Annotated in this window: 25 protein-coding genes; 6 read left to right on the top strand and 19 right to left on the bottom strand. The window is 67.3% G+C overall.

The window, feature by feature from the left end:
- The 4 genes from MKL20_RS00430 to MKL20_RS00415 form a co-directional block, all read left to right on the top strand.
- The coding region (locus MKL20_RS00430; RefSeq protein ID WP_244035035.1) for a glycosyltransferase family 2 protein at nt 1-2,056 on the top strand (2,056 nt) is incomplete at its 5' end.
- 226 nt (nt 2,057-2,282) lie between these two features.
- A complete protein-coding gene (locus MKL20_RS00425; protein ID WP_244035034.1) occupies nt 2,283-3,074 on the top strand; it encodes a hypothetical protein in 792 nt (263 codons plus the stop codon).
- Between the two features lie 86 nt (nt 3,075-3,160).
- The gene (locus MKL20_RS00420) at nt 3,161-4,111 is read left to right on the top strand and encodes an NAD-dependent epimerase/dehydratase family protein (protein WP_244035033.1); all 951 of its coding nucleotides are present in this window, start codon (nt 3,161-3,163) and stop codon (nt 4,109-4,111) included.
- A gap of 133 nt (nt 4,112-4,244) precedes the next feature.
- Complete coding sequence (locus MKL20_RS00415) at nt 4,245-4,919, top strand: DedA family protein (protein WP_147853067.1); 675 nt, start codon at nt 4,245-4,247, stop codon at nt 4,917-4,919.
- Between the two features lie 153 nt (nt 4,920-5,072).
- Here MKL20_RS00415 and MKL20_RS00410 read toward each other — a convergent pair whose 3' ends face one another.
- The 3 genes from MKL20_RS00410 to MKL20_RS00400 form a co-directional block, all read right to left on the bottom strand.
- Complete coding sequence (locus MKL20_RS00410; RefSeq protein WP_244035032.1) at nt 5,073-6,725, bottom strand: SGNH/GDSL hydrolase family protein; 1,653 nt, start codon at nt 6,723-6,725, stop codon at nt 5,073-5,075.
- A gap of 65 nt (nt 6,726-6,790) precedes the next feature.
- Nucleotides 6,791-8,035: a hypothetical protein gene (locus MKL20_RS00405; RefSeq protein WP_244035031.1), complete on the bottom strand. Its 1,245-nt coding sequence runs from the start codon at nt 8,033-8,035 to the stop codon at nt 6,791-6,793.
- A 76-nt stretch (nt 8,036-8,111) separates the two neighbouring features.
- Entirely contained in the window at nt 8,112-9,494 is a 1,383-nt protein-coding gene (locus MKL20_RS00400; RefSeq protein ID WP_244035030.1) for a discoidin domain-containing protein, read from the bottom strand.
- A 357-nt stretch (nt 9,495-9,851) separates the two neighbouring features.
- Here MKL20_RS00400 and MKL20_RS00395 point away from each other — a divergent pair, with 357 nt between their 5' ends.
- Entirely contained in the window at nt 9,852-10,451 is a 600-nt protein-coding gene (locus MKL20_RS00395) for an acyltransferase (protein WP_244035029.1), read from the top strand.
- 457 nt (nt 10,452-10,908) lie between these two features.
- Here the strand turns inward: MKL20_RS00395 and MKL20_RS00390 are convergent, their stop codons facing one another.
- The 16 genes from MKL20_RS00390 to MKL20_RS00315 form a co-directional block, all read right to left on the bottom strand.
- A complete protein-coding gene (locus MKL20_RS00390) occupies nt 10,909-11,136 on the bottom strand; it encodes a DUF1127 domain-containing protein (RefSeq protein ID WP_244035028.1) in 228 nt (75 codons plus the stop codon).
- 83 nt (nt 11,137-11,219) lie between these two features.
- On the bottom strand, nt 11,220-11,903 hold the full coding sequence (locus MKL20_RS00385) for a helix-turn-helix transcriptional regulator (protein WP_244035027.1): 684 nt from the start codon (nt 11,901-11,903) through the stop codon (nt 11,220-11,222).
- Nucleotides 11,904-11,987: 84 nt separating this feature from the next.
- Nucleotides 11,988-12,758: an anti-sigma factor family protein gene (locus MKL20_RS00380; RefSeq protein ID WP_244035026.1), complete on the bottom strand. Its 771-nt coding sequence runs from the start codon at nt 12,756-12,758 to the stop codon at nt 11,988-11,990.
- Entirely contained in the window at nt 12,755-13,297 is a 543-nt protein-coding gene (locus tag MKL20_RS00375) for a sigma-70 family RNA polymerase sigma factor (protein WP_244035025.1), read from the bottom strand. The genes MKL20_RS00380 and MKL20_RS00375 overlap by 4 nt, the downstream gene beginning before the upstream one ends.
- Before the next feature lie 117 nt (nt 13,298-13,414).
- Nucleotides 13,415-14,365, bottom strand: coding sequence for an N-acetyl-gamma-glutamyl-phosphate reductase (gene argC, locus MKL20_RS00370; RefSeq protein WP_244035024.1), 951 nt, complete (start codon nt 14,363-14,365; stop codon nt 13,415-13,417).
- Between the two features lie 78 nt (nt 14,366-14,443).
- Entirely contained in the window at nt 14,444-14,923 is a 480-nt protein-coding gene (locus MKL20_RS00365; protein WP_244035023.1) for a YidB family protein, read from the bottom strand.
- 280 nt (nt 14,924-15,203) lie between these two features.
- Entirely contained in the window at nt 15,204-16,124 is a 921-nt protein-coding gene (locus MKL20_RS00360) for a PhnA-like protein (protein ID WP_243963015.1), read from the bottom strand.
- Nucleotides 16,125-16,164: 40 nt separating this feature from the next.
- On the bottom strand, nt 16,165-16,509 hold the full coding sequence (locus MKL20_RS00355) for a CsbD family protein (RefSeq protein WP_243949751.1): 345 nt from the start codon (nt 16,507-16,509) through the stop codon (nt 16,165-16,167).
- Between the two features lie 314 nt (nt 16,510-16,823).
- Entirely contained in the window at nt 16,824-18,284 is a 1,461-nt protein-coding gene (locus MKL20_RS00350; protein ID WP_244035022.1) for a helix-turn-helix transcriptional regulator, read from the bottom strand.
- Between the two features lie 552 nt (nt 18,285-18,836).
- Nucleotides 18,837-19,736 carry a sugar phosphate isomerase/epimerase family protein gene (locus MKL20_RS00345; protein ID WP_244035021.1) on the bottom strand — a complete coding sequence of 300 codons (900 nt, stop codon included), beginning with the start codon at nt 19,734-19,736 and terminating at the stop codon, nt 18,837-18,839.
- A 5-nt stretch (nt 19,737-19,741) separates the two neighbouring features.
- Nucleotides 19,742-20,611: a type I 3-dehydroquinate dehydratase gene (gene aroD, locus MKL20_RS00340; RefSeq protein WP_244035020.1), complete on the bottom strand. Its 870-nt coding sequence runs from the start codon at nt 20,609-20,611 to the stop codon at nt 19,742-19,744.
- Between the two features lie 178 nt (nt 20,612-20,789).
- A complete protein-coding gene (gene rpsI / locus MKL20_RS00335) occupies nt 20,790-21,275 on the bottom strand; it encodes a 30S ribosomal protein S9 (protein WP_243963005.1) in 486 nt (161 codons plus the stop codon).
- A 2-nt stretch (nt 21,276-21,277) separates the two neighbouring features.
- Nucleotides 21,278-21,739, bottom strand: coding sequence for a 50S ribosomal protein L13 (rplM, locus tag MKL20_RS00330; RefSeq protein WP_244035019.1), 462 nt, complete (start codon nt 21,737-21,739; stop codon nt 21,278-21,280).
- Between the two features lie 217 nt (nt 21,740-21,956).
- Nucleotides 21,957-22,559, bottom strand: a complete 603-nt coding sequence (locus MKL20_RS00325) for a CoA-binding protein (protein WP_244035018.1) — start codon at nt 22,557-22,559, stop codon at nt 21,957-21,959.
- 141 nt (nt 22,560-22,700) lie between these two features.
- Complete coding sequence (locus MKL20_RS00320; protein WP_244035017.1) at nt 22,701-24,002, bottom strand: nucleotide sugar dehydrogenase; 1,302 nt, start codon at nt 24,000-24,002, stop codon at nt 22,701-22,703.
- A 271-nt stretch (nt 24,003-24,273) separates the two neighbouring features.
- Nucleotides 24,274-25,692, bottom strand: a complete 1,419-nt coding sequence (locus MKL20_RS00315) for a M20 family metallopeptidase (protein WP_244035016.1) — start codon at nt 25,690-25,692, stop codon at nt 24,274-24,276.
- Nucleotides 25,693-26,080: 388 nt separating this feature from the next.
- Between MKL20_RS00315 and MKL20_RS00310 the strand changes: the two genes are divergently transcribed.
- The coding region (locus MKL20_RS00310) for an ABC transporter substrate-binding protein (protein ID WP_244035015.1) at nt 26,081-26,749 on the top strand (669 nt) is incomplete at its 3' end.

Here is a 26,749-nt window from a genome sequence, read left to right as displayed (position 1 = left end):
GTGCATCACCTACAATCAAGAGCCGTTCATCCGCCAGACGCTCGACAGCATCCTGAGCCAGAGGACGGATTTCCCGTTCGAGCTGATCGTAGGCGACGATAGGTCGAGCGACGGCACCGCGGAGATCATCGCCGAGTACGCTGCGCGCCACGCGAACATCGTCGCGATCCTGCGCCCGGAGAACGTCGGCGTCGTCAAGAACCTGGATGATATCGCCGGGCGCGTCTCCGGCGAGTACGTCGCCATCTGCGAGGGCGACGACTACTGGACCGATCCCGACAAGCTGCAGCGCCAGCTCGATTACATGCGGCACAGGCCGGAATACACCCTGTGCTACCATCCGGTGAAGGTCGTCTACGAAGACATGCCGGAGGTAGAGGAGCAGTATCCGGAGCACCCCAATCCGAAGCCGTCCCTGTCGGACCTCGTCGCCCATAACTTCATTCAGACGAACAGCGTGTTCTACCGCTGGCGGTATCGTGGCGGCGAGAAGCTCGAGATCGGTCGCGGTATCATCCCGGCCGACTGGTACATCCACCTGATGCACGCCGAGGTCGGGCGGATCGGGTTCCTGCCGCAGATCATGGGCGTGTACCGTAAGCACGCGGGTGGCATGTGGGCCGCCTTCGACACTGTGCTGGCGCGGCACAAGCGGCTCGGTAAGTCGGAGATCGAGTTTTATCGGCAGCTACGCGGTCATTTCGGCGGCCGCTACGCCGCAGAATACGAAGTCACGCAGAAGCGCATCTTCCGCCGGCTGGCCGAAGCCTATCTCGACGAGGAGGATCCGGAGCGTCTCGCACAGCTGATCGAGGACAACCTCGACATCGCCGAGACGGCCTTGACCGAGCTGGGCCTGACCACCGACTGGCCGCGTCAGGATCCCACCGCCCTGCGGACCTGGATCGAGGATCAGCTCACCGTCAGTGTGATCGTCACATCCTACAACCATGTCGGCACCATCCGACGCTGCCTCGACGGGGTGCTGGGCCAGCGTGGCCTGTTTCGGATGCAGGTCGTAGTCGGCGACGACCGGTCCACGGACGGGACCGCGGAGATCATCGAGGAGTACCGCCTTCGCCATCCGGATCGAATCATCGTCCGGCCACGGGAGCGCAATCTCGGCATGTTACAGAACATGCGCGATTGCATTGCCGCCTGCACGGGTCGCTTCATCGCGTTCTGCGAGGGGGACGACCACTGGATCTCCGATCGGAAAATCGGCCTGCAGCTGCGCATGCTGCGGACGGATCCATCGCTCGACATGTGCTTCAACTGGGTCCTGCTGCACCACGTCGCGAACGGATCCTTCATGCCGCACGAGGAGCAGGGCCGCTACCAAACCGGGACGATCAGCTTTCCGATGCTCGCCAGGGCCCCGCTCACGGCGAACTTCTCGGCCTGTTTCTATCGGGCTGACGCGCTCCGCCGCGTCCCCGAATCCTTCTATGACGAGCAGGGCGCCGCAGACTGGCTCATGAACCTGTACATCGCCGACAAGGGGCGCATCGCGTTCCTGCGCGAGATCCTGTCGGTCTACACGATCCAGACCAAGGGGCAGTGGTCGGGCCTGGACGAGACCATCAAGAATCTCCTCATCGGCCAGTACCAAAGGCGGTTTGCGACGATCTTCGGGGAAGGGCGCGGATTCGAGAAATACGAGGTCGGCTGTACAATCGCCGAGCTCGACGGCGAGCTTCCAGATTCCTTCGCAAGGGCAAATCTCGAATCGCCTCGGGATCGGGTCTGGGCCGAGATCCAGGACGGGCAGGTCGTGTTCACGGGCTGGATCGTCGCGGCAAACCGGGACAAGGCCACGCTGATCGCCGAAGTCGACGGTGAGGTGCAGCGTATCCCCGTCGACATCCATCGGCCGGACGTCATTGCGGCGGTCCTTGGGGATATGCCGACGACGATGGAGGAAGCGCGCTGTGGCTTCCAATTCGTCCTTCCCTACGCGCTGCACCTCGAGGTGCTGTTGCAGATCGAGGTCGCGCACGCGGTAGTGCCCTGGCTCTCGATCATCCTGACACACCGCGTGAAAAAGACGGATTAGCAGGCTGCTGCGCAGACGTTGGCCGATTCGCGTCTTTGCTCCGCTCGCAAAGTCGCGAGGTTCTGTTCAGTAGCCTGTTCGCGCACACGGCCAGTTGGTTGCGCCGGACCGATCGGCTTGGTTGAAGGTCCTGAGATGCCGGTCATCGGGATCGGTCGGGCGAGGGCTTGGTCCCGAAGTTCGTCCATCCCTCACAAGCTCGGCATTACGGAAAGGGAGGCCGGCCATGGTTCGGACCGCTAGTCCGGCGATCGATCCTGATCGCCTCACTCAGATTGCCACCCTGGCCGCGGGTGCACACCCGGAGGGTGGCGGCGCGATGTGCGCGATGGAAGCGGTGGCCTACATCGTGCACGAGCCACCCTCGGACCAACCGGAATGCGCCTCCCCGAGCATCGCGGCGTTCATCCGCACTTGGAGCGACGGCCTGCCTCAGGCCGAACGTGACGGTCTGATCCTACCCCTGCTCCCGCGCCTGGTCGGCACGCACGGCTCGGACGTTCTGGAGCGCCGGCGCGTGGTCACGGTCGCGGATTGGCTCGTCCGCACTCACCTGCCGGCGTGGTTTCATCTCGCCAAGCTGAATGTTAAGGCGGATGAACTCGCTGATCTGCCCGAACTGCAGGCCATCACCGATCTTGCTACCCTGTGCGATCACCTGAAACGTGCGCGCAAGCGGGCGGCGGTCGCGAATCTTACCCTGCGGCAGACCGGGTCCTCGGTTCGAGCGGCGGCCTGGGATGCCGCACAGCAGGCCGCCTGGGTCACCATCCGCGACGCGCTCGAGGCCGCGGGTCCGCTGATCCTCGCCGCCGGCTGGGATGCGGCCTACGCGAGTGCCTACGCGGCGGCCCGGGCGTACGGGAAAGCACCGCTAGAGCCGACGCGCCGCGCGCTTCAGCATTCCGCCCTCGCCCTGGTCGAGCGCCTGATCGAAGCGCGAGATCCGGCCTCGGACGGGTCCGAGAGGTCGGCAGTCCCGGCACCGGCGCACCATAGCGCTGAACTCCGACCATGAGTGGCGGCCAAGGACGTCATGGGTCGCCGGTCGATCTAGCCGGAGCCGGCCCATCGGCTTCGGCTTTCGCGGGGGCTCGCTGCCTCGTGCTGGGCGGCGCCGGTTTTCTTGGCCTGAACCTGTGCAACCGGCTCGCGCAATCGGGTGCCGAAGTGACCTGCTTCAGCCGCAGCCATACCCAAGCCGAGGCCCTCGACCGACGCGTCGCCCGGGTGACAGGACAGTTCTCCGACCGGCTCGCCATCGCCAACGCGGTCGAGCGCCAGGACATCGTATTTCACCTCATCGCCGGATCGATCCCGGAGAGCTCGAACCGGGACCCGTCCGCGGAACTCGCCGCCGCGCCGATCGCAACCCTGCATCTCCTCGAGATTTGCCGCTCGGCCCGGATCAAAAAGGTCGTGTTCGCGTCCTCCGGGGGGGCGATCTATGGGATCCCGCGCGCCACCCCGATCCCGGAACAGGCGCCGACCAATCCGATCTCAGCCTACGGCATCAGCAAGCTGATGATCGAGAAGTCGTTGTACCTGTACCAACATCTCCACGGGATCGATTACCAGATCCTGCGAATCGCCAACCCGTACGGCCGCTTCCAGCTTGGCAACAAGCATCAGGGTCTGATCGGAAGCTACATCCATCGCGCGCTCGCGGACCTACCGCTCGAAGTCTGGGGCACCGGCGAAGTGGTGCGCGACTTCCTGCACATCGACGATGTCAGTGACGCCTTTCTCGCGGCGATCCCGTATGACGGTCCTCACAAGGTGATGAATGTCGGCAGCGGCGCGGGCCTGAGCGTCAACCAGATCATCGTCGAGCTGGAACGGGCCTTCGGATGCGACCGCCTGCCCTGTGTCCACAAGCCGAGCCGGGCAGCCGACGTGCCCGCCAATGTCCTCGACACCACCCTGATCCGCTCCGAACTCGGCTGGCAGCCGCGCATCGCCCTACGCGAAGGCCTGATCAGCACGATCGCGTGGATGCGCGCCCATCTGGCCGAAGCCAGCGGGGACGGCTCACCCCTGCCCTTCATTCGCTGAAGCGGGAGAAACCACGCCATCTTCGTGCTTGGGAGCACCACGGATGGTATTTCGGACGCGTATTTCGCGCTCCGCCCCGGAGCGGCCATGTTTCTCGCCGACAGGGCAGCTTTCCGATCCGCGAGGAGACCGCATGTCCTTCCTGCACGATCTGCCCATTGCCGACCTGATCGCCAATTACGGCTACATCGCCATCTTCGTCATCATTACCTTGGAGAGCGCCGGCCTGCCGCTTCCGGGCGAGACGGTCCTTCTCACCTCGGCGGCCTATGCCGGCAGCACCGGCAACCTGAGCATCGCCCTCGTGGTCGCGATCGCCGCGACCGCCGCGATCCTCGGCGACAATGCCGGCTACTGGGTCGGCCGCCGCTGGGGCCTGCCCCTGCTCCTGCGCAAGGGTCATATGATCGGCCTCGATCACGGCCGGCTAAAGCTCGGCCAGTACCTATTCCGCCGGCACGGCGGGAAGATCGTGTTTTTCGGCCGCTTCACCGCGATGCTGCGTGCCTACGCGGCAGTCCTCGCCGGCGTGAACAAGCTTGATGCCCGCCGCTTCATGTTCTTCAACGCCGTGGGCGGCGTCGCCTGGGCCTCGATCATGGGCTTCGGCGCGTATCTATGCGGACGCTCCATCGAGAACGTCATGGGGCCCGTGGGCCTCGCACTCCTGGCCTTCGTGCTGTTGGGCGCCGTGGCCCTGTGGATGTTCATGCGCCGCCACGAGGCGCGCCTGATGGTCGATGCCGAGGCCGCGATCCCCGGCCCACTGGTCGAGAGCTCGGTCGTACCGCACGCCGTGGCGGGATAAGCTACGCTCGCGCGGCTCGGTGAGAAGCCTTGTAAGCGTGTAGCGCAAGCGTACAAATGATTCGGATGGGTCTTCGTCCGAATCATGAAAGCGTTTTTTGAACAATATCTCTGCAATTAAGACCGCTACGCCGGTGTTGTCCTCGATCGTGCGCTATCGCTGTGCACCGCCCAGGAAACGCCGGACTCGCTCGAAGGGCGTGTGAGGCCGGTCGAGCACCCGCGTCACCTCGGCCGCCAGCCGCGCGGCGACGATCTCGCGGGCCGGATCGTCGTAATGGACGATGTCGTAGAAGGTCCCCTCCTCCCGGTCCCGGAAAATCCCGCTGAGATCGAGCGCCGTGAAGGTGCTCCGGTAGGGCCGCCGCGCCGCGAGTTCGGCGGTGAACGCTTCCAGCTTGCCGTATTGGCGATCGAGATAGGCCAGGAACGCCCCCGAGGCGACGCTCCGCTCCACTTCGGTGAGGTGGCGCTTGCGCAGCACCGTCGGCTGCAGGACGCTCACGATCGGCACGGCGTGGTCGTGGGACAGCTTGGTGAGCCGGTGCGCGGCGCGCTGGTAGTGGTGGACGATCGCCTCTTCCCAGTCGGGTGTCTGCCAGCCCACCTCCGCGCGCAGCCGCTTCAACTCCTCGTAGATCAGGGTGACCAGCGCGTCGTAGGACAACCCGTCCTCCCGGGCGCGGGGATCGTGCGTGTCGAAGAAATGGTCGTAGAGCCGCTCGGTGATGAAGGCATTGTACGGGTAGCCGGGCCGCGGATCGTAGGTCCAGGGCTGGAACAGGTCGGTGCTGCCGTTCATCACCACGATCGCGTCGGGCTGGTAGCCGACCAGCCTTGACCAGATCAGGTGGGTCATCTGCGTGAGGCAGCTCGACATCACGCCGAAATTGTAAACCCGCGCGCTGGCGAGTCCGTCCGCCCGCAGGATCCGCTCCAGGCGTCCGGGCAGGGTGCTGGCGAGGGTACCGCCGTCGATCGTGGTCGAGTCGCCGACCACGAAGATCCGGGTCTCGCCGGGGGGCTTGTGCGCGGTGATGGCGGTGGCGTTGAGGAAGCCCTGGGCGTCGAACGGGACGCCGTAATGGCTCGCCCCCGGCTTACCGGCGAACTGGATGTAGGGGCTCGGGTGGCGGGTATTCGAGTCGAGATAGTCGAAATGGTGCAGGAACTTGCGCCGCCGCGCCGCGTCCTCGCTCTCCGGCGGCGGCCAGATCTGATCGACGCCGGGCGCGGTGAGCGCCGCCAGCATCGCGGCCTGGAGCGCTTCGTTGCCGGCGGCGTTGAGGGTCACGCCGTCGTCGCTGAACGCGGGCTTCAGCGCGCCCGTCCCGGTCGCCAGGACGGGGTCGTGATCGATGAAGGCGGCGCCGTATTCGTGCACGTGGTCGCGCAGCCACGCATTCACCTGCGCGATGAGTTCGATGGGCCGTCCGGACGCGGCGGGTGAGGCCGGGTCGACCGGCGGGATCGAGCCGACCCAGCTGCGCACGTAGAGGTCGCGCGTGTCGCTGAGCATCGCCCGGATGTCGGCCACGATGCCGTCCAGTGAGACGCCCGGGTGGCCGCCGAGGATGTCGTCACGGCCGCAGATCAGGTGGAGGCCTCGGGCCCCGTAGAGGGCGATCTCGGAGCGGAGCCGGCGCGCCATGTCCCGGGTCGTCTGCCCGGGGATCCCGCGCGCGACGGTCTGCGGCCCGGAGAAGGCCTCGGGCCTCTGCGCCGTCCAGGTCGCGGTCACCGAATCGCCGAAGAACAGGATCGGCCCGAACGGGAAGAGCGGCCTGTCGCCGGCCGGCGCGCTCATGCGGTCGCCCTCATCATGGGTTTCGCCATCGTCCGTAATGCGGGTCTGGCTTCGCGCATGCCGGTTCAGCGCGCCGAAAAAATCTCGATCCCGTCGAGGTGCAGGACCTGCTCCTCGTCGAGATCGACCTTTAGATACCGGAATCGGGCGTTGTCGAAACGCAGGTGCAGCGGCAGGCCGGGATGGCAATGGGCATCCACGGCGTCGAAGACGAGGCGATAATCGGCCTCCGTCTCACCCAGCCAGACCCGCATCGTCTGGGCGCGCTCGCTGGGCTGCCCCCAGCGGTTGTAGATGCGGATCTCCGAGACCCGCTCGACCGCGCCGAGATCGAGCACGAACCAGGGATTCGGCTCCAGCGCCGTGTGGAAGAAGAACGAAGGGTCGCCGGTGGTCCGCTCGCCGTAGACGCCGGTCGTCCCGGACCAGGGCGAGGCCGAGCTGGCGCGCCAGGTCTTGCCAAGCGCAAGGTTCTCGGACGGCCGCGCCGAGACCAGCGTGTCCATCTCCAGCTCGCCGATCAGCGTCTTGATCTTCTTCGAGGCCTCCCGCAGGGGCGGGATCTCCAGGTCGAGCTTGTAGATCAGGTTCGACAGGATGCTCTGGTCGAAGCGGTGGTCGATGAACCCGTCGAAATCCGGCAGGCCCATCTGGTTGGGGATGTCGGTGACGACCCGCTCGTCGCCGGCATAGCGCAGCCATTCGGCGACGAGGTGGCGGGTCTCGGGGCTGACCATGAAGGCGATCCAGGTCGCCTGGATCTGGTCGGCGTTCCAGTAGCGCTCCGTGTCGCAGTCCATGAGCACGAAGCAGTCGCGCTTGGTCCAGACCCGCTGCGGCTTCCCGTGCAGCACGCCGACTGCGACCCGGCGTCCGGATTCGGCGAGCCAGGTCAGGAGCGGCGTGATCGGCGGCAGGGGCGCGTCGTCGATCGCCTGCATGCCGGTATCGGTGAACACGATGAAGTCGCCGTCGCGGCTGTGCGCCACCGCCTCGGCGATGATGTAGGGCTTCCAGGCCCAGTTCCCGGCGCCCCGGGACCGGTCGAGGATCTGCCTGTGCGCCGCGTAGAACGGCGTCCCGTGCAGCCGGTCGGGCGACCAGCTCTCGATCGTGTCGAAATCCCCGGTGGCGGCGGCCGCGGCGACGAGGCGGCGCTGGCTCTCGACGTAGTGGTACTTCGCTGCGAAGCTGACCAAGGTGTTGCGGCGCGAGCGCAGGCGCCGCCGCTGCTGCATCAGAATCTCGGCCCGGTGCATCGGGAAGGCGTTGACCCGCAGGGCCTCTGAGGGCTGGACAGCGCTGACCAAATTGATCCTCCGGGATGGCTCGCGGCGCTTGTCACCGACTTTCTAAATCACGGCAAGGCGCGTCGCCCGAGGGCGTTCAGGCGTCGTCGAAGGCGAGGTTCTCGAGCGGATAGTCAAGCATCAACTGCCGACGCTCCGGCGAGTTGTCCCATTCTCCAACTTTGGTGTACGCACCCGCCACATCCAGTACTTCGATGATGGCCCCAATAGTTGGAATGCCACGAAAGTGTTGAGGCCAGCCGGAGGCGAAATAAAAGACTTGCTCAACATGCTCCGAAAGATGACAAACTCCTGGCCCGAAGGTTCCAAGGCCAAACACTAAGTAACGCCCATTCGCTAGCGCTGCGACGTCGTCTGCTAGAGTGCCGCTCTGAGTTGTTAGCGGAATTCCAATTTCAGAAATATATGCCTCTAAGGCGGTGATAACCGGATTGAGACGGTTCTCGAAGACCATCTTAATCGATGAAATTCGATTTTCTGCGAGGAGGCGGCTAATGACTAATTTGTAGAAGGCTAGGGGTGGCTGGGGGTAATGAGGGGCGACCCAAGTGCTGAAAATATCGCCGGAGCGGATATGGATAAGCAATTGATCGCGCGGCTTCTCACTAAATTTGGCAGGCAAGCGATTAAACAACGGGTGGATATAGTTCGTTATGATGTGCCGGGATTCTTTTTGCTCAAGATCTTGTGACAGTTTTTGTACTTTGACGTCAAAAAACATTCCAGACAAAAAATAACCGTCATCGGGAAGTGCGTCTGTCGATGGTATGAAGGTTATGCCACCAATATCAACAGGGTGTTTTATATCAAGAACTTCACTCCTGTCCATGATCGAGAGTTTAATATATTTGAGCTTAAGCGCGCGGCAGATGCCGATAGCGAGCAAGCACTGGATAATGAAATTGCCGAAGGCGCCATTCTCGTAGAGATCGATACCGACAAGAGCCAGACTTTTTTGATTTGGGCTGCTCAAAAATCTGTAAGCTCTGTAAACGTCGAGACCTGGACGCTCAGACACGATATCAAAATCGGCGTCGAGAAGCTTGCGCAGCGCGATAAGATCGAAACTGGCGCGCTCACTCCAGATACGCACAGCGCTTCCGATATTTAGCCCTCCTCCGAGTCGAATATAGCGTGTCCAGTTCGTCTCGCCCGGCACAAACTGCATCGACAGCGCGCCATCCTCCCCGCCGACTGGCGGGATTATCTCAGGATGCGACCACGTCTCGCCGTCATCCGAGAATGCAACGACATCGTTGAACGCCTTCTGGGTTAGTCTCGGGTTTGATGAGTCTATTTGTATAGAATGGATTGGAAACCGCAGGCCGAGGTCGATTTTCCGCCAGGAAATGGATGAGTTTATTTCTGCTTGCAAGGAACCGTCTTGATTGACAGCTTGCCATGAGCCGCCCTGCATCAGGTCGATCAGATTTTGACGGTATACGGGTCTCATAGACATCAACGTGTGTTCCGTGCCTTTCCGTCTGACTGCCTGCCGACAACCACACGCCCTGGAGCCCGGGTGTTGCAAGTTCAGGCCTTCTACCACGAGCGTGATCGTTGTCGCGGGACCGGCCCGCATTCAGGCAAAAGGGTGATCCGAGCGTTCAGCTCTATGGCAGGTGTCTCTACGGTAGCCTGCTACACCGGTCGAGGGGTGGGGGCGTCGAGAGCCGGCTGATCCGCGCTGGATGGACAAGGCTCTCGAACCGATGCGATATTGGCGTGACTGTCGATGGAGTCTAGCGCTCGGTCCCTCGATGCAGCATTATCGTTGTGGCTCGCGCTAGATTGCGTAAGATAAGATTGATCGAGCATGCCAATCAAGATCGTTGACCGCGGCCACAATAACCAAATTGATACGTCTGATGATTTTCTCGAGACCCAAAATGGAACAATTTTTTTTGAGCGTGATAACAGCCATGTGATTATCGGTAAGAACTCTAACAGTGACGATATTTATTTGCATTGTGGCTCAGATGCCGTGGTCCATATTGGCGATCACGTGCGATTGGCCAAAGCTAGAATGCATATTGTGGCTCCGACAAAATTAATTGTTGCAGAGTTTACCTCATTTGTCGGCAGCGCCCAAATATCTACGCACGAGCCGGCGGAAATCACTTTTGGACACAACTGTCTTATTGCTGACGAGGTTACCGTTTCCGTCAGTGATATGCACTCAGTGATAGACTTGGAGACCGGCGCGCGTATCAATCCTGCACGGCCTATTATGCTTGGTCATCGTGTGTGGATCGGCGCGAGATCGACGGTTTTGAAGGGCACGACGATCGGCGATGGATCATTCATCGGTGCGCATTCGCTGGTGCGCGGGACGTTTCCAGCCAATGTGATGGCCGCAGGCGTGCCAGCTAGAATAATTCGATCGAATGTGACATGGCGCACTGAGTTGCTTTAATAATTCTCTTTTGTCTAAAAATCATCCGGGTCGGTCTATCGCTGTATCGATGTTTTGGATCCGACAGTTCAAGACTTCTCATGCGATTTGACGAGGGTATCGAATGGGTTCGTGGTTGAAAAATCTCGGTGAGCAAATGACGCTTGTTCGCTTTTACAGGGGAACAGAGCCTGGATCCGCTCCCAATCCCGAAAATCTCCGTCCACGCGGAATTGCAGTCAACGTTGTAGATCGGACGTTTTATTATCTCGATAATCAGGGCAAGCTCGCTCAATGGAACGCTTCAGCGATGCCTGATGATCTGTGGGATCGGTTCGCAAATGGGTTCGATGTAAAGTCTAATATCTAGCATCGTCCAATGGTACGCGGCGACTGCGAATGAAAGCTCGGCGTTTGATCGATCGGGCCGAACTCCCAATATTGTAGGTTGCTGTACCGCTTGTCGCGTAAGGAGCTGTCAGCCGAGGTTCGGTCTGAGCATTGCAGACTGCATCACAACTAGCGCCCGACTTGTTCTTATACCGGGTGCTGCCGGGTGGCTGCAGCCGGCGTCACAGAACGCGCGCAGGGTGCGCCGGTCCAGACCGATATCGCACAGCGCGTCGTCGTCGAGCGCCGAAAGGACGCGGTAGGTCCGCGCAGCCACGCGCCGGACCCGGATGGATCTCAGGATCGAGATGAGCATATCGCGCTCTCCTCCGCCATGAATATTGATATGATGTCGATATTCGACGGATTTGAGCGTGGTTTTATTCTTCCTTATGCGCATCACTCATTTGAACAATGCTGCGTGGAAAATCGATTTGGCTGCGGATTTGCTTCTGCGGCCGCCGGGACGGGAAGCGGGCACAGCAGCAGGAGGCGCATCAGCTCGGCCTGCCGGCGGGTGCCGGTCTTCTCGAACAGGCGGCGCAGATGCGCGCGGGCCGTGTGCAGGGTGACCCGGCGCCGGGCCGCACTCGCCGCGAGATCGTTCCCGGCCATGATGTCGGTGGCGAGCGCCGCCTCGGCGGGGGTGAAGCCGAACTGCTCCTGCAGCACGCCCGGGTCCGGCAGCGGGGCGGAGGCGGGGGCGATGACGCGCAGGAGCACGGCGTTCCCGGGGATCGCGCAGGCGGCGATCAGGAGCGTGCCGGTCTCGCCCGCGAGGCGGAGGGAGCAGCCGGTGCCGACCGCGCAGCGGGCGATGAGCCGGCCGATCGCGGCGCCGTGCTCGGGCGATCCGCTGCACAGGCATCCGTTCTGGAGGCGCAACAGGCCCCGGCGGATCAGGGCGTGGGCGGCGTGGTTCAGGAACAGCGCCCGTCCGGACCGGTCGGTCACCGCCACGCCCTGCTCGAAATGCTCGATCAGCCAGTGAAGCGCATCCTCCACCGGGACCGGATCGGGGGCGGCTCGCGGGGCGCCGAACCCGCAGGCCGGGCGCGTGTCTCGGTCGGAGATGGCAATCACGCGCGGCCCTCGTCGGATCGTTGCGGATGACGGGGTGAAGAACCCGAGTCCCCGCGCCTTTATTCCCGGGCCGGGCCAATTTCGTCAGCGCGGCCGGGCGGTCCGGGTGCGGTACAGCTCGACGAAGCCGCGCAGATCCCGGGCATTGAGGTCCGACACCGCCCAGTAGGTGAGATCGCCGGCCTCCCACCGCTCGATGAACGTCCCGTCCCGACGCTCCTCGCCGGCCGGCGCGCCATCGGTCGCCGGGACCACCGTGACGCTGATCACGTGCCGGTCGTGGCGGTAGACCAGGCTCGGCACCGGCTTGCCGTCGACGATGTCGACCCGGCCGCCGATCAGGGGGTAGCCCCGATCGGCCAGATCGGGGGCGTCGGGTGCGATGGTCGTGCGCCCGTTGAACCACGGCTTGACCACGTGCCCGTCCGCGGAGGCGATATCGAAGGGCTGCGGCGCGGCGAGACCCCGCAGATGGCCGGCGAGCACGGCCTCGGCCGCCGGGGCGGGCGCTTCGGCGGTCCCGAGCGGGACGAGGCCGCCCCCGATCGACGCGCCGACGGCGAGGCCCGCCACCAGCGTCGCGGCGAGCGCAGTCCAGGACCTGAACCAGGAGCGGCGGGGCTCCGGATCGGCGAACCCGACCTGCTGGACGATCCGCCCGCGCAGGGTCCCGGGGACCGGCACCTCCGCCAGCGTGGTCCGCACGGCACCTGAGAGGCCGCGCAGGCGCTCGGCCAGCGCGCGCAGGTCCGGCTCGGCCGCGAGGCGGCGCTCCATGGCCAGCACCTCGCCGGGCGACAGCTCGCCGTCGGCGTAGGCGCTCAGCAACAGGAGGGTTTCGTCGTCGCCGGTCATCGCCCGTCCTTCGCGAGCCGTTCGAGCAGGTGCTGGCGCGCCCGCGCCAGACGCGACATCACGGTCCCGATCGGCACGCCCGTCACCTCGGCGATCTCCCGGTAGCCGAGGCCGTGATATTCCCGCAGGACCAGCGCCTCCCGGAACGGGACCGGCAGCGCCTCGATCGCCTGGCTGAGCCGCCCGGCCTCGTCGCGGGCGATGAGGGCGGTCTCGGGGGTCTCCGGCGCCTCGGCGAGCACGCTCCCGGCATCCAGGGCGGCCCGGGCCGCCGGGGCGAGGTCCTCGGCGAAGATCACCGCGCGCGGCCGGTGCCGCTGCAGCCACGAATAGCCGGTGTTGCGGACGATGGTCAGGAACCACGCCCGGGCGTTGCCCTCCGCGAAGGTCTCGATCGCCCGGTAGGCGCGCAGGCAGGCCTCCTGCATCACGTCCTCGGCATCGGTGGCGTTGCCGGTGAGCCAGTGCGCGAGCCGGTAGCCCTCATCGAGGCGGGGCAGGACCAATTGGCTGAAGCGCGCACGGGCGAGCGTCGTCATGCGCCGCCGCCCCCCGGATTCCTCTCTCGCGCCGCCATCGGCCGCTCACCCCGCAGCTCCGCGCCCCGGAATGAAACCCGCCAAGCCGCCCCGGGTATTCCCGAGGTCGGCAAAAAATCAGGCGTCGAGCCCGAGCATCAGCCCGAGATTCTGCACCGCCGCCCCGGAGGCGCCCTTGCCGAGATTGTCGAGGCGCGCCACCAGCACCGCCTGCCCGTGCTCGGACGAGCCGAACACTCGCAGTTCCAGCCGGTCTGTGTCGTTGAGATCCTCGGGCGTGATCTTTTCGCGGTGGGCGCCGGCCTCGGCGCCAGTCACCACCTGCACCAGCGGCTGACCGGCATACCAGTCGCGCAGCGCCGCCTCCAGGTCGCCAGCCGCGGGCTTGCCCGGGAGCGCGTCGAGGTGGAGCGGCACGCTCACCAGCATGCCCTGGCGGAAATTGCCCACCGACGGCACGAAGATCGGCCGCCGGGTGAGCCCGCTATAGAGCTGCAATTCCGGCACGTGCTTGTGGGCGAAGCCGAGGCCGTAGAGCAGGAACGGCGCCGCGCTGCCCCCCTCGTACTCCTCGATCATGCCCTTGCCGCCGCCGCTATAGCCGCTGACCGCGTTGACGCTGATCGGGAAATCCGCCGGGATCAGGCCGGCCTCGACCAGGGGGCGCAGCAGCGCGATGCCGCCGGTCGGGTAGCAGCCGGGATTGGCCACGCGCCGGGCGCGGGCCACGGCGGCGCCCTGCTCCCGTGTCATCTCCGGGAAGCCGTAGGTCCAGCCGGGGGCGACCCGGTGGGCGGTGCTGGCGTCGAGGATGCGCGGGCCGCCCTCGGGCAGGCTGTCGGCGAGCGCCACCGTCTCCTTGGCGGCGTCGTCCGGCAGGCACAGGACCGCCAGGTCGACCTCGGCGAGCAGGGCGCGCTTGGCCTCCGGGTCCTTCCGGTGCTCGGGCGCGATGCTGCGCAGGGCCACGCGGCCGTCGCGCTCCAGGCGCTCGCGGATGCCGAGGCCGGTGGTGCCGGCCTCGCCGTCGATGAACACGATGGGCCGCGTCGCTGCTTCGCTCGCCATGATCCGTCTCGCAGGCCAGAATCACACCCGGCCGTTACGCCTCGGAGGTGGAGCCTGCGGACGCCCCTGTCAACGCCGTCAGATCGGCAGGCGGCCGTCGGGCGAGTAGCGATCGATCGCCGAGGGTAGCTCGCGGGACAGGCGCGCCAGCAGGGCCGCCCGGCTGAGCCCGGTCTGCTGCGTCAGGTGGTCGAGGGTCTCGGGCCCGATGGCGCGCTCGAGATCGGTCTCGGGGATGTCGCGGTTGGTGCCGTGATTGATCCACGAGGTCGCGGTCTCGCCGTGCCCGCCCTTGGTGAAGTGGTCGACGAGCTCGCTGAGGCCGCTGGCGATCAGGCCGCCGACCCCGGCCGTCCCGGCGCCGCCCAGCAATCCGCCGAGGCGGGATAGGGGATCGGCGCCGCTCGCGGAGGCGGGGTTCGGCACGGACGGGACGGGCGACGGTGCGGTCCCGTGATCGTGGCCCTTCAGCAGCTCGGCGAGCTTGTCGCGGTTCTGGTAGCCGGCCAGGGCCAGCAGGCCCAGCAGCGCGGTCATCGAGGGGTAACCCTTGCTCATGGCGTGTCCTCTTCGCTGTCCGCCGAAGACGTTTCTATCGCGGGCCCCGGCCGGCGGAATCCGGGGCTCGCGACGGGTGTCAGCGCGGGCGACGCGATGGGGCCGCGGACCGGCCGGCGAAGCGGCGGCCGACATAGGCGATCAGCTTCGGCAGGACGAAGATGGTGAGGAGCTTGCGGATCATCGGGGTTCTCCAAGGGGGCGACGGGGGAAGCGACCGGATCGGAATCCGGGCGCCGGTCGACGGACCCCCGCGCGAGGTGCGCGGGGATCGCGGGTCTCAGGCGCGGCGGGTGCCGTAGGAATCCACCAGGGTCTCGACCTTCGGGGCGCCGAGGCGGCCGCCCAGGAAGGCGGCCAGCGCACCGAGGATCAGCGCGAGGGCGGCGTAGAAGGCGCCCTGCGTGGCCGCCGACTTGGTGGCGACGGCCGCAGCCTCGGCCTTCTGCTTGGCGGTGGCGACCGCCTGGTCGTACTGCTTCTCGTAGTCCTGGATCTGCTGCTTGGCCTGGTCGGCCGGGATGCCCTGCGCCTTGGCGAGGGCGTCCGCCGCACGCGTCTCGGCCTGCTGCTTCTGGGCCGGGTCACCGGTCAGAACCGCGCGGACCGCCGCCACGGCCGCGTCACGCGCCGCCTGCGGATCCTGGCCGGACGCCTGCTGGCGCACGGTGCTCTCGATTCCGTCGAGCGGGTTGGTGATCTTCGACAGCGAGGGCGCCGCGGCCTGGGCGGCCGTCTGAACCGTACCACCGACGAGGTTGCCGGCACCGCCCAGCGTGGTCGCCACGCCGTTGAAGGCGCCGCCGACGATGCCGCCCACCGCCGAGGTCAGCAGGTAGAGGACGACCAGTGTGGTCACCGACCAGGAGACCAGCCCGTGCAGGCCGGCCGCGCCGCCCACCGGCTTGCCCGAGAGCCGCCCGGCCAGGAAGCCGCCGATCAGCGAGGCGACGATGCCCGAGGCCACGAACCAGATGCCGGCGCTCATCGACAGGGTCGAGGCGGCCGGGTTGTCGGCGGCGTTCATGCCGACGCTGGACAGGCCGATGCCGACGCCGAGCATGTTGAGGATCACCTGGGCGACCAGCGCCGTGGTGGCACCCGCGAAGATCGCACCCCACGACACCTGGTGGAGAAGGACGGTGCGCGCGTCGCTCGTATGGGCGAGCGGCGCGGTCGAGAGGCTGGGGGAAGCGGTCACTGTGGACTCCTGGTCGTCGTGTCGGAAAGGGTGCCGGCGCTCAGCGGCGAGCGTGCATGAGCAGGGCGAGGCCGTAGCCGACGGCACCGGCGATCAGCAGCGCGACGAGCGGGCTTTCCTCGACCTGCTGGGCCACGGCGCGGGTGCCCCGGCGGGCGTAGTCGCCGGCGTTCTCGTAGGCGTCCTCGGCGTAGCGGCCGGCCTCGTCGGCGACGTTGCGGGCGGTGTCCTTGGCCTGGCCGTAGAGGTTCTCGGCCGAGCCCTGGGCCTCGCGGAAGCGCCCCTCGACCGAGTCGCCCTTCGAGCCGGTGAGGTCGCCCACGGCGCCCTGGGCCTTGCCGACGAATTCCTTGGCGGCTCCGGTCACGCGATCGGTATCAACCATGATGTTTCTCCTATTGGGGTGTTGCTGTTTGGGGTGGTGGGTGTGCGCCGCTCGACCCGGACTGCGCGTGGCGCGGCATCCGGGGTCTCGCGTCGGACTTCTGCGAAGCGTGCCGAGCCGGGCTGCTCGTCGCGGCGATGCCGCGTCGCCGGGCCCTGGGCTCTGATGAGTGAACCCGAGACCGGACCGAGGGTTGCCCGCATGACGGTCTCGATTTCGAAATTCGGACTTCTCGCGGATTGATCTCGAACGATACCGCAGGTGGGATCTGATTTGCTCGGATCAATAGTTAATTCATACCGGTATCGTTCAGCTCATGTACTGGCTTCCCGCGTGGTGAAGCCGTTGTCACGTCCCCAGACGATCACCTCGGTGCGCTTGTGGACGCCGAGCTTGCGATAGAGCGAGGCGGCGTGGTTGCGCACGGTGTTGCGCGACAGGTTCAGCCGCTTGGCGATGGCCTCGTCGGAGAGGCCGGCGCAGACCAGGCCGAGGATCTGGCGCTCCCGGACGGTCAGGCTCTGGACGCCCTCGTCGGCGCTGTCGCGGCCGGGATGGCGCAAGCCGGCGAGCTTCTCGATCAGGCCGCGGCTGAACCACGAGGTGTCGGCCATCACGGTCTCGATCGCGGTGAACAGCTCGCGCTCGGAGCGTTTGCGCTCGGTGATGTCCTGGAGCACCGCCAGTACGTAATCGTCGTCGCCGATCACCACCCGCTCGGCCGAGACGAGGCAGTCGATCTCGGTTCCGTCCTCGTGGCGCATGCACGTCTCCAGGCCGAGCACGTAGCCGGTGCGCCGGACCGTCGCCTCGAACTTCGCCCGGGCGGACTCCGAGATCCACAGGCCCATCTCCGCGGCGGAGCGGCCGATGGTCTTGTCCTGGCCGTAGCCGAAGATCCGCGGGAAGGCCTCGTTGACGGCCGTGACGGCGAAGCCGTCGGCCCGGGCGAGCAGCGTCGGCACCGGGGTCATTCGGAACGCCGTGGCGAAGCGCGCCTCACTCTGGCGCAGGGAGGTCTCGGCCTTCTTGCGCAGCTCCAGATCCGCGAAGGTGAAGAGCATGCACGGCTCCTCGCCCATCTCGATCGGCTGCCCGGCTACGATGACGAAGCGGGTGCCGCCATCCGGGAGCTGCAACCGGGCCTCCATCTGGGGAATGGTCGCGCCGGCATTGAGTCGCGTCACCGCTAGGTCGCGCTGCTTGGCGTCGGCCAGCACGTCGACCTCGTAGACGCTGCGCCCGATCACCTGGTCGCGGGTGTGGCCGGTCATCTCCAGGAAGCCGACATTGACCTTGACGTGGCGCAGGTCGGACAGGCGGGTGATCACGGCGGGCGCCGGGTTGGCGTTGAAGGTCTTCTCGAACCGCTCCTCGGCCTCGAATTGCGGCGTAACGTTCTGGAGGATCAGCGCCAGGCAGCTCGGCTGCCCCGCGTGGTCGGTGGCGACCAGGCTGCGCAGGGAATGGACGAAGGCGACGTCCGGCTGATCGGTGCGCACCACCTCCACGATGACGTCGTGGAAGGTCTCGCCCCGGACCACCCGCTCGATCGGGTAATGCTCGGGCGGCCGGTTGTTGCGGTAGCGGACGGAGAACCGGTCCCGATAGGCGTCGACGGTCTCGCCGAGCTCCTTCAGGCTGCCGGCGCCGTGCATGGCGAGCGCCGCATCGTTGGCCCAGGTGATCGTCTGGTCCGGCTCGACCAGGATCACGCCCTCGGTCAGGCCGGCGATGATCTGCCTCAGCTCGTGTCTGTCGACGCCCGCGGTCACGGTGGTTCAGCTGCCTCGCCTGATGCGACCCGGACTGGATCGGCGGCGGGTAACAAGTCGCGGGCCCGGTTGTTCCGTTGTGCGCAATCGTTTTGCTGGTATATTTTACTTAGGTCAGTAATCGGGTGGCGTGGTGCGGGTGCATACGGCCACCCGTCCAGACCCTTTGGATGAGCGGCTGGGCGCACCGTCATCGCGACGCCACGGTAAACGACAGGGGCAGCCTGAGGCTTTATCGCCGCTCGTCCAACCCAACCCCCTCATCCTGAGGTGGCGACGCGCAGCGGCGCCCTCGAAGGAGCCCTCCAGGGATCGCGTGGCTGGCTGGAGGGCTCCTTCGAGGCTCGCTTCGCTCACACCTCAGGATGAGGGGGTTGGGTTGGAGGAGCGCCGATCAGGACCGGACCGACGGTTGTGTCCGCTCAGCCGACCGCGCTTCCAAGGCAGCGTCGTGTACCGTGTCGCGACGCAGCGAAACGACTCTCAGTTTTTGATTTGGCGCGCTCGCACGGACGGCCGCGGCAGGCTCCGTTCAACAAATCGCGACAAACCCTACAGGGCGCCCTCGGACAGCAGTTTCTGCAACGCCCCAAAGGCCTGCTTCGCGACGGTCTCGGGCGATTCGCCCTTGAGCCGATCGTTGAAGACCTCCAGCCCGACCGGCCCGCGATAGCCGATCGCGCTGAGCTTTCCGACGAGGCCGGACAGCGGCAGGCGTCCGTCACCCGGGAGCAGGCGCGCGTGCCGGGCCACCTCCCGGTAGTCCGACGGCTGCACCGGGCCGGGGATATCGGAGAACTGCACCAGGAAGATCCGCTCGGGCGGAACGTCGCCGAGGATCGCCGGCGTCTCGCCACGGACGAAGAGGTGGTAGCTGTCGACCACCAATCCGGCATGGCGCGGGTCGAGGTTGCGGATCGTCGCCCAGGCGCCGGCGTGCGATGGGTTGACCGTGCTCCAGGCCAGGCCCTCGTAGGCGATCCGCAAGCCGCGGCGGCGCGCCTCGTCCACCAGCCAGACCAGATCCTCGGTGATGCGGGCCGGATCGCAATCGGGGTCGGTCGAGGCGGGGGCGAGCAGCGTGGAGGCGCCGACCGCCGCCGCGGTGTCGAGCATGGTCAGGGCTTCGGCCCGCTTGGCGGCGCGCTTGTCGCCGGGCGCGCCGTCGAAATCGAGCAGCACCTGATAGTCGGTGAGGCCGAGGCCGATCTCCGTGTTGAGGGCGCGCACGCCCGCCGCCCCGCCCTCGGCGCGGGCCACGTCGGTGGTCCAGAGCTCGACCTGATCGAACCCAGCGGCCCGGGCGGCGTGGAGCTTTTGCTCCGGCGATCCGCCGAGCAGCACGGTGTTGATGAAGCTGGGGCCGGGCAGCAGGGGCGCCGCCGAGGCGCGCCCGACCGCAAGGCCGAGACCGAGGCCGATCCCGGTGGCGAGGAAGCTGCGTCTGTTCATCCGTATCAAGGCTCCAGGGCGCGGCCGAGCGCGTCGATGACGGATCGCAGGTCTGCCACGTCCATCTGGCCTGGAGCTGAGGCCGCCCCGACCTTGCCGAAGGTCGCGGCCGAGCCGAACACCGCCCCGGAGACCCGCGTCACGGCGCCGAGCGCGCCCATCGCCATGGTCAGCAGGGGACGGTCGGGGTGGCGGGACCGCATCTGCCGGGTCGCCTCGAGCAGGCGGATCACGTCGCCCGCATCCTTGGGCATCACGGCGAGCTTGCAGATGTCCGCGCCCCTGGCGGCCTGCTCCTCGAGGAGGGCCAGCATGCGCTCGGTCGGCGGCGTGCCGCCGAAATCGTGGTGCGAGAGCAGGACCGCCACGCCCGCACCCTGCGCGCGCCTCTGCACGGTGGCGACCGCGGGTGCCTCCAACAGGGCGAGTTCGAGGTCGATCAGGTCCACGGCCTTCGTGTCGAGCAGGGCCTGGTAGAGCGCGGCATAGCGGGTCGGCTCGATCGCGGTCTCGCCGCCCTCGCGCTTCGTCCGAAACGTCGCGAGCAGCGGCTTGCCGCCGATGGAAGCCGCGACCGGCGCCGCCAGGGCGGCCGAGGCGGCGGGGTCGAGGGCCTCGGCGAGGTGGTCGATTCGCAACTCGACGATGTCGATCTCGGGCCGCCCCGCGAGCGCATGCGCCTGTTCCAGCACGGCCTCCGGCGTCTTGCCGGCGAGGGACACGATGATCTTGGGCCGGCCCTCGCCGATCGCCAGGCCCTTCACCTGGACGACACCACCCGGGGCGGCTCTCGCCGGGGCCGGTCCCGCCAGGGCGAGCAGGGCCGCGCCGCCGGCGCCGGCCGCGAGGAGGTCACGTCGCTTGAGGTCGGTCATCGTCTCGGTCCCGTCGTCCGGATGCGGTGAGCCGCGCGCGATTCGCCGGCGCGCTCCGCAGCCCGTGAACGGCCGCGCTCGGGCGCCGCCGTCAACCCCGGCACAGACTGGCCCGAACACGAAAAAGGGCGGCTCCCGCAGGAACCGCCCTCCCCCAAACCGTCGATGAAACCGCGGATCAGCGCTTCGAGAACTGGAAGCTGCGGCGGGCCTTCTTGCGGCCGTACTTCTTGCGCTCGACCACGCGGGCGTCGCGGGTCAGGAAGCCTTCGCGCTTGAGCGGGGCGCGCAGCTCCGGCTCGAAGTAGGTCAGCGCCTTCGAGAGGCCGTGGCGCACGGCGCCGGCCTGACCCGAGAGACCGCCGCCGGCGACCGTGACGTTGATGTCGTACTGGTCGACGCGGTTGGCGATCTCCAGCGGCTGGCGCAGGATCATGCGCAGCACCGGACGGGCGAAGTAGACCTCGACCGGACGCTTGTTGATCGTGACCGTGCCCTTGCCGGGCTTGATCCAGACGCGGGCGACCGCGTCCTTGCGCTTGCCGGTTGCGTAGGCGCGGCCCTGCGCGTCCAGCTTCTGGACGTGGACCGGGGCCTCGTTGGCGGGGTCGACCGCGCCGGTATTCGCCCGGTTGAGGTCGGCGAGGGACTGGAGGGTCGCCATGATCAAGCGCTCACGTTCTTGCGGTTGAGGGCGCCGACGTCGAGCGCCTGCGGCTGCTGGGCGACGTGCGGGTGCTCGGCGCCCTTGTAGACGCGGAGGTTGCCGAGGATCTGCCGGAAGAGCGGGCCGCGGGGCAGCATGCGCTCGACGGCCTTCTCGACGATGCGCTCGGGGAAGCGCCCTTCGAGGATGAACTTGGCCGTGCGCTCCTTGATCCCGCCCGGGTAGCCGGTGTGGTAGTAGTAGCGCTTCTGGACGTACTTGCGGCCGGTGAACTTCACCTTGTCCGCGTTGACGACAATGACGTGGTCACCGCAATCGACGTGGGGCGTGTAGGCGGCCTTGTGCTTGCCGCGCAGGCGCATGGCGACGATCGAGGCGAGGCGGCCGACGACGAGGCCCTCCGCGTCGATCACGATCCACTTCTTGTCGACCTCGGCGGGCTTTAGCGAGGTGGTCTTCATGGTGAGATCCCAGGGTTCCGACGCGCCGGAACCCCGACGGATCGGGACGCGGACAGCCTCGGGGTGCCGAAAAACGAGCCGCCGCGTGGGGAGCACGCGGCGGCGACGGCCGGTGGATAGCCGGGGATGCCCGGTCCGTCAACCGATAAAATCGAAATCCCGAAAACGCCTTGTTTTGTAATGACTTCGCATTAGCGGTAACATGATACCGCGTCGCTCATTCCGGGCGCTTGCCTCGCTCGGCGATGGTGAGCCGCTGGACGCCGCGGCCGGCCAGAACCGGCTTCTTCGCGGTGAGGATGCGCGAGTTCACCCCGGTCCAGCCGATCTCCCCCGAGAGCCGGCCGTACTCGATCTTCGGGCAGCGGTTCATGATGACCGTGAGCCCGCGCGCCTCGGCCCGGGCGGCGGCCGCGTCGTCGCGCACGCCGAGCTGCATCCAGATCACCTTCGGCTGCGGGTCGAGGGCGAGCGCCTCGTCCACCAGGGGCCCGGCAGCGGCGGAATTGCGGAAGATCTCGACCATGTCGATCGGCTCCGGAACCTCGGCGAGGGAGGCCACCACCCGCCGCCCGAGGAGATCCTGCCCGGCGAGGCCCGGATTGACCGGAGTGACCGCGTAGCCCCGGTCGAGCAGGTATTTGAGCACGATCCAGCTCGGGCGGGCCGGGTTCGCGGAGGCGCCGACCAGGGCGATCGTGCGCGTGTCGGTCAGGATTTTTCGGATCTGCGCCTCGGGATAGCGCGCGTGCCGGGCGGCGAAGTCCGGATCCGGCGCGTCCGGCGGTGGCGTCCCTTGGCCGTCATTGGTCTGGTGCATGCCCGCCGCTCCCGCCGTACCCTACGGTTTCCTGCTCACGCGCTCGGCCTATCGACCCGCGCCGTCATCGCGAGCGCGCAGCGAGGCCGTCAACGGGAGGCCGCATCATCGCTGAGCCGGCGGCCTTGCGGAAGGGTTCTGTCAGAGCCGCCAGACATTGTGCCCCAGCGCCCGGAACGCTTCCGCCTCGTAGAGCGCCTTCACGTCCACGATCAGGCCCCCGGGCTTGAGCAGCGCGGCGATCTCCGCCGGGGCGCGCGCGGCATAGTCTTGGTGCGGCACCGCCACCACCACGGCGTCGGCCTGATCGGGCAGGTCGGCCCAGTCGACCAGGTCGATGCCGTACTCGGCTCGTGCCTCGTCCTTGCGGGCCCGGGGATCGTGGACCGAGACGGCGCAGCCGAATTCCGCAAGCTCCCGGATCAGGTCGGCGACCTTGGAATTGCGCAGGTCCGAGCAATTCTCCTTGAAGGTGAGGCCGAGCACGATGACCCTGGCGCCCCGGGCGCTGCCCCCTTGCCGGACGATCAGCTTGACGGTCTTGCGGGCGACATGGGCGGCCATGCTGTCGTTGATCCGCCGCCCGGCCAGGATCACCTGCGGGTGGTGGCCGACCATCGCGGCCTTGTGGGTCAGGTAATAGGGATCGACCCCGATGCAGTGGCCCCCGACCAGCCCCGGGCGGAACGGCAGAAAGTTCCACTTGGTGCCGGCGGCCTGCAGGACCTCCTGGGTGTCGAGGTCGAGCTTGTCGAAGATCTGCGACAGCTCGTTCATCAGCGCGATGTTCAGGTCGCGCTGGGTGTTCTCGATGACCTTGGCGGCCTCCGCGACCCGGATCGACGAGGTCGCGTGGATCCCGGCCTCGATGATCGTCCCGTAGAGCGCGGTGAGCCGGTCCAGGGTTTTCGGCGTGTCGCCGGCCACGATCTTCACGACCTTGGCGAGGCTGTGCTCCCGGTCGCCGGGATTGATCCGCTCGGGCGAGTAGCCGACCCAGAAGTCCGCCTTCCAGCGCAGGCCGGAATGGCGTTCCAGCACGGGGACGCAGACCTCCTCGGTGGCGCCGGGATAGACCGTGGATTCGAACACCACGATCGCCCCGTCCCGCATGTGCCGCCCGACCAGCGCCGAGGCCTCGGTGAGCAGGCTGAAATCCGGCCTCTGGGCGTCGTCCACCGGGGTCGGCACCGTGACGATGATCACGTCGGCCTCCGACAGGGCGGTCGGGTCGTCGGTGATCGCCATGTGGGTTGCGGCCCGGAACGCCGCCGGCTCGATCTCCCCGGCCGGGTCGATCCCGTCCCGGTAGGCCGCGACCTTGGCGGGCGCCCGCTCGTAGCCGATCGTGCGCAGGCTCTGGCCGAAGGCCAAAGCGAGCGGAAGCCCGACATAGCCCAGGCCGACGATGGCCACGCAGGTCGTTTTGGGGGTGACGTCCATCGGTGATGCCGTGCGGGGCGCGTGCCGCCCGGATCGGGTCATACCCGCTCGCGGCGGGTTTCGGTATGCGGGGGCGAGGGCGCATCGCCTGACAGCGCGCGCGCCCTCCCTCCCCCCTCTGCGGGCTACGATGTTCTCACATCGGCTTGTGCAAGGCGCGACGCGCCCCCTCTCCCGCACGGGAGAGGGGACCCGCGCCGCATCCGGAAGCACCTGAAACCGGTCGCCCACACGGGGGCGGGAAACGCGCGCGCGTGGCCGGCGGCCGCCCTCACCCCACCGACATCCGCAGCGGCGGCACCACCTCCGGGGGCAGCGGCGAGACGTAGCCCGCGGCGCCGACCCGGCGGGCGAGGTCGGCCTTGGCGGCCGCGCGCAGAGATGGGTCCGTGAGGGCCAGGGCGCCGGTGGCGGCCATCGCCTTGGCGACCTGGACCATCGCCTTGTGGGCGGCCGGGCTCCGCCCCTGTGCCACCACCTGCCAGGTGTGGAACGGCGTGCCCACCGCCACCGTCGGGGCGTGGGCCTGGACGGTCGGCACCACCCAGCTCACGTCGCCGACATCGGTGGAGCCCACCGCCGGGTTGCGCGGGGCGTCGAGCGGCACCAAAAAGTCGGCGAGCGGCGCCTCGGTGCGCGGCAGCCCGATGGCGCGGAACACGGCATCGATGTCGCCGTCGCTGAGCGTGCCCCGGATCGCGCTGGCGAAGGCCCGGTCGGCGGCGTCGAAATGTGGCGGCCCGAGTTCCTCCATGACCCCGTGGAGCGCCCGCTCCAGCGGGTCGTTGCCCAGCAGGTTCGACACGGCGCTGACGATCCGCATTTCGACGCTGGTCTCGGTCATCAGCGCGGCGCCTTGCGCCACCTTCTTCACCCGCTCGACGAGCGCCAGCATCCCCGGCAGGTCCCGCGCCCGGATCGAGTAGCGCACCCGGGCGCTCGCCTGGACGACGTTGGGGGCGATGCCGCCGGCGTCGAGATAGGCGTAGTGCACGCGGGCGTCGGAGGGCATGTGCTCGCGCATGTAGTTCACGCCGACGCTCATCAGCTCCACCGCGTCGAGCGCCGAGCGGCCGAGATGCGGGGCGGCGGCCGCGTGGGCGGTCCGGCCGGTGAAGATGAAGTCCGCCCGGGTGTTGGCGAGCGCCACCGGGGGCGCCACCTCCCAGAAGCTGCCCGGGTGCCAGGAGATCGCGATGTCGGCATCCGCGAAGGCGCCCTCGCGGACCATGAACGCCTTGGCGGCCCCGCCCTCCTCGGCCGGGCAGCCGTAATAGCGCACGCGGCCGGGAGTGCCGGTCTCGGCCAGCCAATCCTTCACGGCGGTGGCGGCTAGCAGCGCCGCCGCCCCGAGGAGGTTGTGGCCGCAACCATGGCCGTGGCCGCCCGGCTCCACCGGCCGGTGCTCGGCGACGCCCGCCTCCTGCGACAGGCCCGGCAGGGCGTCGTACTCGCCCAGGAAGGCGATGACCGGACCGCCCTCCCCGGCCTCGCCCATCACCGCGGTGGGGATGCCGGCGATCGGCTCGGTGACGCGAAAGCCTTGGTGGCGCAGCTCCGCCGCGTGCTCGGCGCAGGAGCGCGTTTCCGTGTAGCAGACCTCCGGCATGCCCCAGACGCGCTCGGACAGGGCGATCAGCCGCTCCTTTTGCGCGTCCACGTGGCGCCACACGGCGTTGCGGTTGTCCATCCGGTCGTCTCCGAGCGTGTCGCTGGGCGTGTCGCGCGACCATAGCGGTTGCGGCGCCCAGCGTGTCAGGCGTTTCCCGGTCTGATCGCTCGGTCGATCCTTCCACCGTCATCGCGAGTGCAGCGAAGCGACCCAGGGATCCGCTACGGTCCAAGATCGCGCGCTGCTCTGGCTTGCTTCGCTGCGCTCGCAATGACGGGAAGGCCGTTCGAGGTCTTCGACCGGAATCCGTATCGGGCACCGTCATGCAGGGCCGGGGCCAGGCTGCCGAGGCCCGGCGATGAGGTTTCGGCCGAAGCGTAACTGGCGCGCCCCTTGCCAAGAGCCTTGCCAAGGCCGCACCCAGAAGGATGCTGTGCGGGTCGCGGCGACAATCAGGGATCGATGCATGGACGAGCGGGATCTGCGCGGGCTCATCGGGCGGGTGAAGTCCGGGGACCTGTCACGGCGCGGCTTCGTGCAGCGGATGCTGGCGGTCGGGCTCTCCGCGCCCCTGGCCGGGCTGATGCTGGCCGAGAACGGGGTGGCGATGGCCGCCGATCTCCGGGCCGCCTACAAGCCGGCCAAGGCCGGGGGCGGCGGGGCGCTGCGGCTGCTCTGGTGGCAGGCGCCGACCCTGATCAACCCGCATTTCGCCATCGGCACCAAGGACCAGGAAGCCTCCCGGATCTTCTACGAGCCGCTGGCCGCCTGGGACCCGGACGGCAACCTCGTGCCGGTGCTCGCCGCCGAGATCCCGTCCAAGGAGAACGGTGGCCTCGCCGCGGACGGCCGCTCGGTGGTCTGGAAGATCAAGCCCGGGGTGACGTGGCACGACGGCAAGCCGCTCACCGCCGACGACCTTGTCTTCACCTGGGACTACGCCCGCGACCCCGCCACCGCAGCGGTGACGATCGGCTCCTACAAGGATTGCACGGTCGAGAAGATCGACGACCTCAGCATCCGGATCCTGTTCGACAAGCCGACGCCGTACTGGAGCGATGCCTTCGTGGGCACCGTCGGCATGGTGATCCCGAAACACCTGTTCGCCGCCTATACCGGCGCCAAGTCCCGGGAG

This window comes from Methylobacterium sp. E-066 (assembly GCF_022829635.1).
Lineage (GTDB): Bacteria > Pseudomonadota > Alphaproteobacteria > Rhizobiales > Beijerinckiaceae > Methylobacterium.
Note: the sequence above shows the minus strand (reverse complement) of the source record. Positions and strands in the feature narration are given on the sequence as shown.

Bases quoted from the DNA above. Each gene is read 5' to 3' on its own strand.
- MKL20_RS00425 (WP_244035034.1), top strand. From the start codon at position 2,283: ATGGTTCGGACCGCTAGTCCGGCGATCGATCCTGATCGCCTCACTCAG.
- MKL20_RS00415 (WP_147853067.1), top strand. From the start codon at position 4,245: ATGTCCTTCCTGCACGATCTGCCCATTGCCGACCTGATCGCCAATTAC.
- MKL20_RS00410 (WP_244035032.1), bottom strand. From the start codon at position 6,725: ATGAGCGCGCCGGCCGGCGACAGGCCGCTCTTCCCGTTCGGGCCGATC.
- MKL20_RS00400 (WP_244035030.1), bottom strand. From the start codon at position 9,494: ATGTCTATGAGACCCGTATACCGTCAAAATCTGATCGACCTGATGCAG.
- MKL20_RS00395 (WP_244035029.1), top strand. From the start codon at position 9,852: ATGCCAATCAAGATCGTTGACCGCGGCCACAATAACCAAATTGATACG.
- MKL20_RS00390 (WP_244035028.1), bottom strand. From the start codon at position 11,136: ATGCTCATCTCGATCCTGAGATCCATCCGGGTCCGGCGCGTGGCTGCG.
- MKL20_RS00380 (WP_244035026.1), bottom strand. From the start codon at position 12,758: ATGACCGGCGACGACGAAACCCTCCTGTTGCTGAGCGCCTACGCCGAC.
- MKL20_RS00375 (WP_244035025.1), bottom strand. From the start codon at position 13,297: ATGACGACGCTCGCCCGTGCGCGCTTCAGCCAATTGGTCCTGCCCCGC.
- argC (WP_244035024.1), bottom strand. From the start codon at position 14,365: ATGGCGAGCGAAGCAGCGACGCGGCCCATCGTGTTCATCGACGGCGAG.
- MKL20_RS00365 (WP_244035023.1), bottom strand. From the start codon at position 14,923: ATGAGCAAGGGTTACCCCTCGATGACCGCGCTGCTGGGCCTGCTGGCC.
- MKL20_RS00355 (WP_243949751.1), bottom strand. From the start codon at position 16,509: ATGGTTGATACCGATCGCGTGACCGGAGCCGCCAAGGAATTCGTCGGC.
- MKL20_RS00345 (WP_244035021.1), bottom strand. From the start codon at position 19,736: ATGAACAGACGCAGCTTCCTCGCCACCGGGATCGGCCTCGGTCTCGGC.
- aroD (WP_244035020.1), bottom strand. From the start codon at position 20,611: ATGACCGACCTCAAGCGACGTGACCTCCTCGCGGCCGGCGCCGGCGGC.
- rpsI (WP_243963005.1), bottom strand. From the start codon at position 21,275: ATGGCGACCCTCCAGTCCCTCGCCGACCTCAACCGGGCGAATACCGGC.
- rplM (WP_244035019.1), bottom strand. From the start codon at position 21,739: ATGAAGACCACCTCGCTAAAGCCCGCCGAGGTCGACAAGAAGTGGATC.
- MKL20_RS00325 (WP_244035018.1), bottom strand. From the start codon at position 22,559: ATGCACCAGACCAATGACGGCCAAGGGACGCCACCGCCGGACGCGCCG.
- MKL20_RS00320 (WP_244035017.1), bottom strand. From the start codon at position 24,002: ATGGACGTCACCCCCAAAACGACCTGCGTGGCCATCGTCGGCCTGGGC.
- MKL20_RS00315 (WP_244035016.1), bottom strand. From the start codon at position 25,692: ATGGACAACCGCAACGCCGTGTGGCGCCACGTGGACGCGCAAAAGGAG.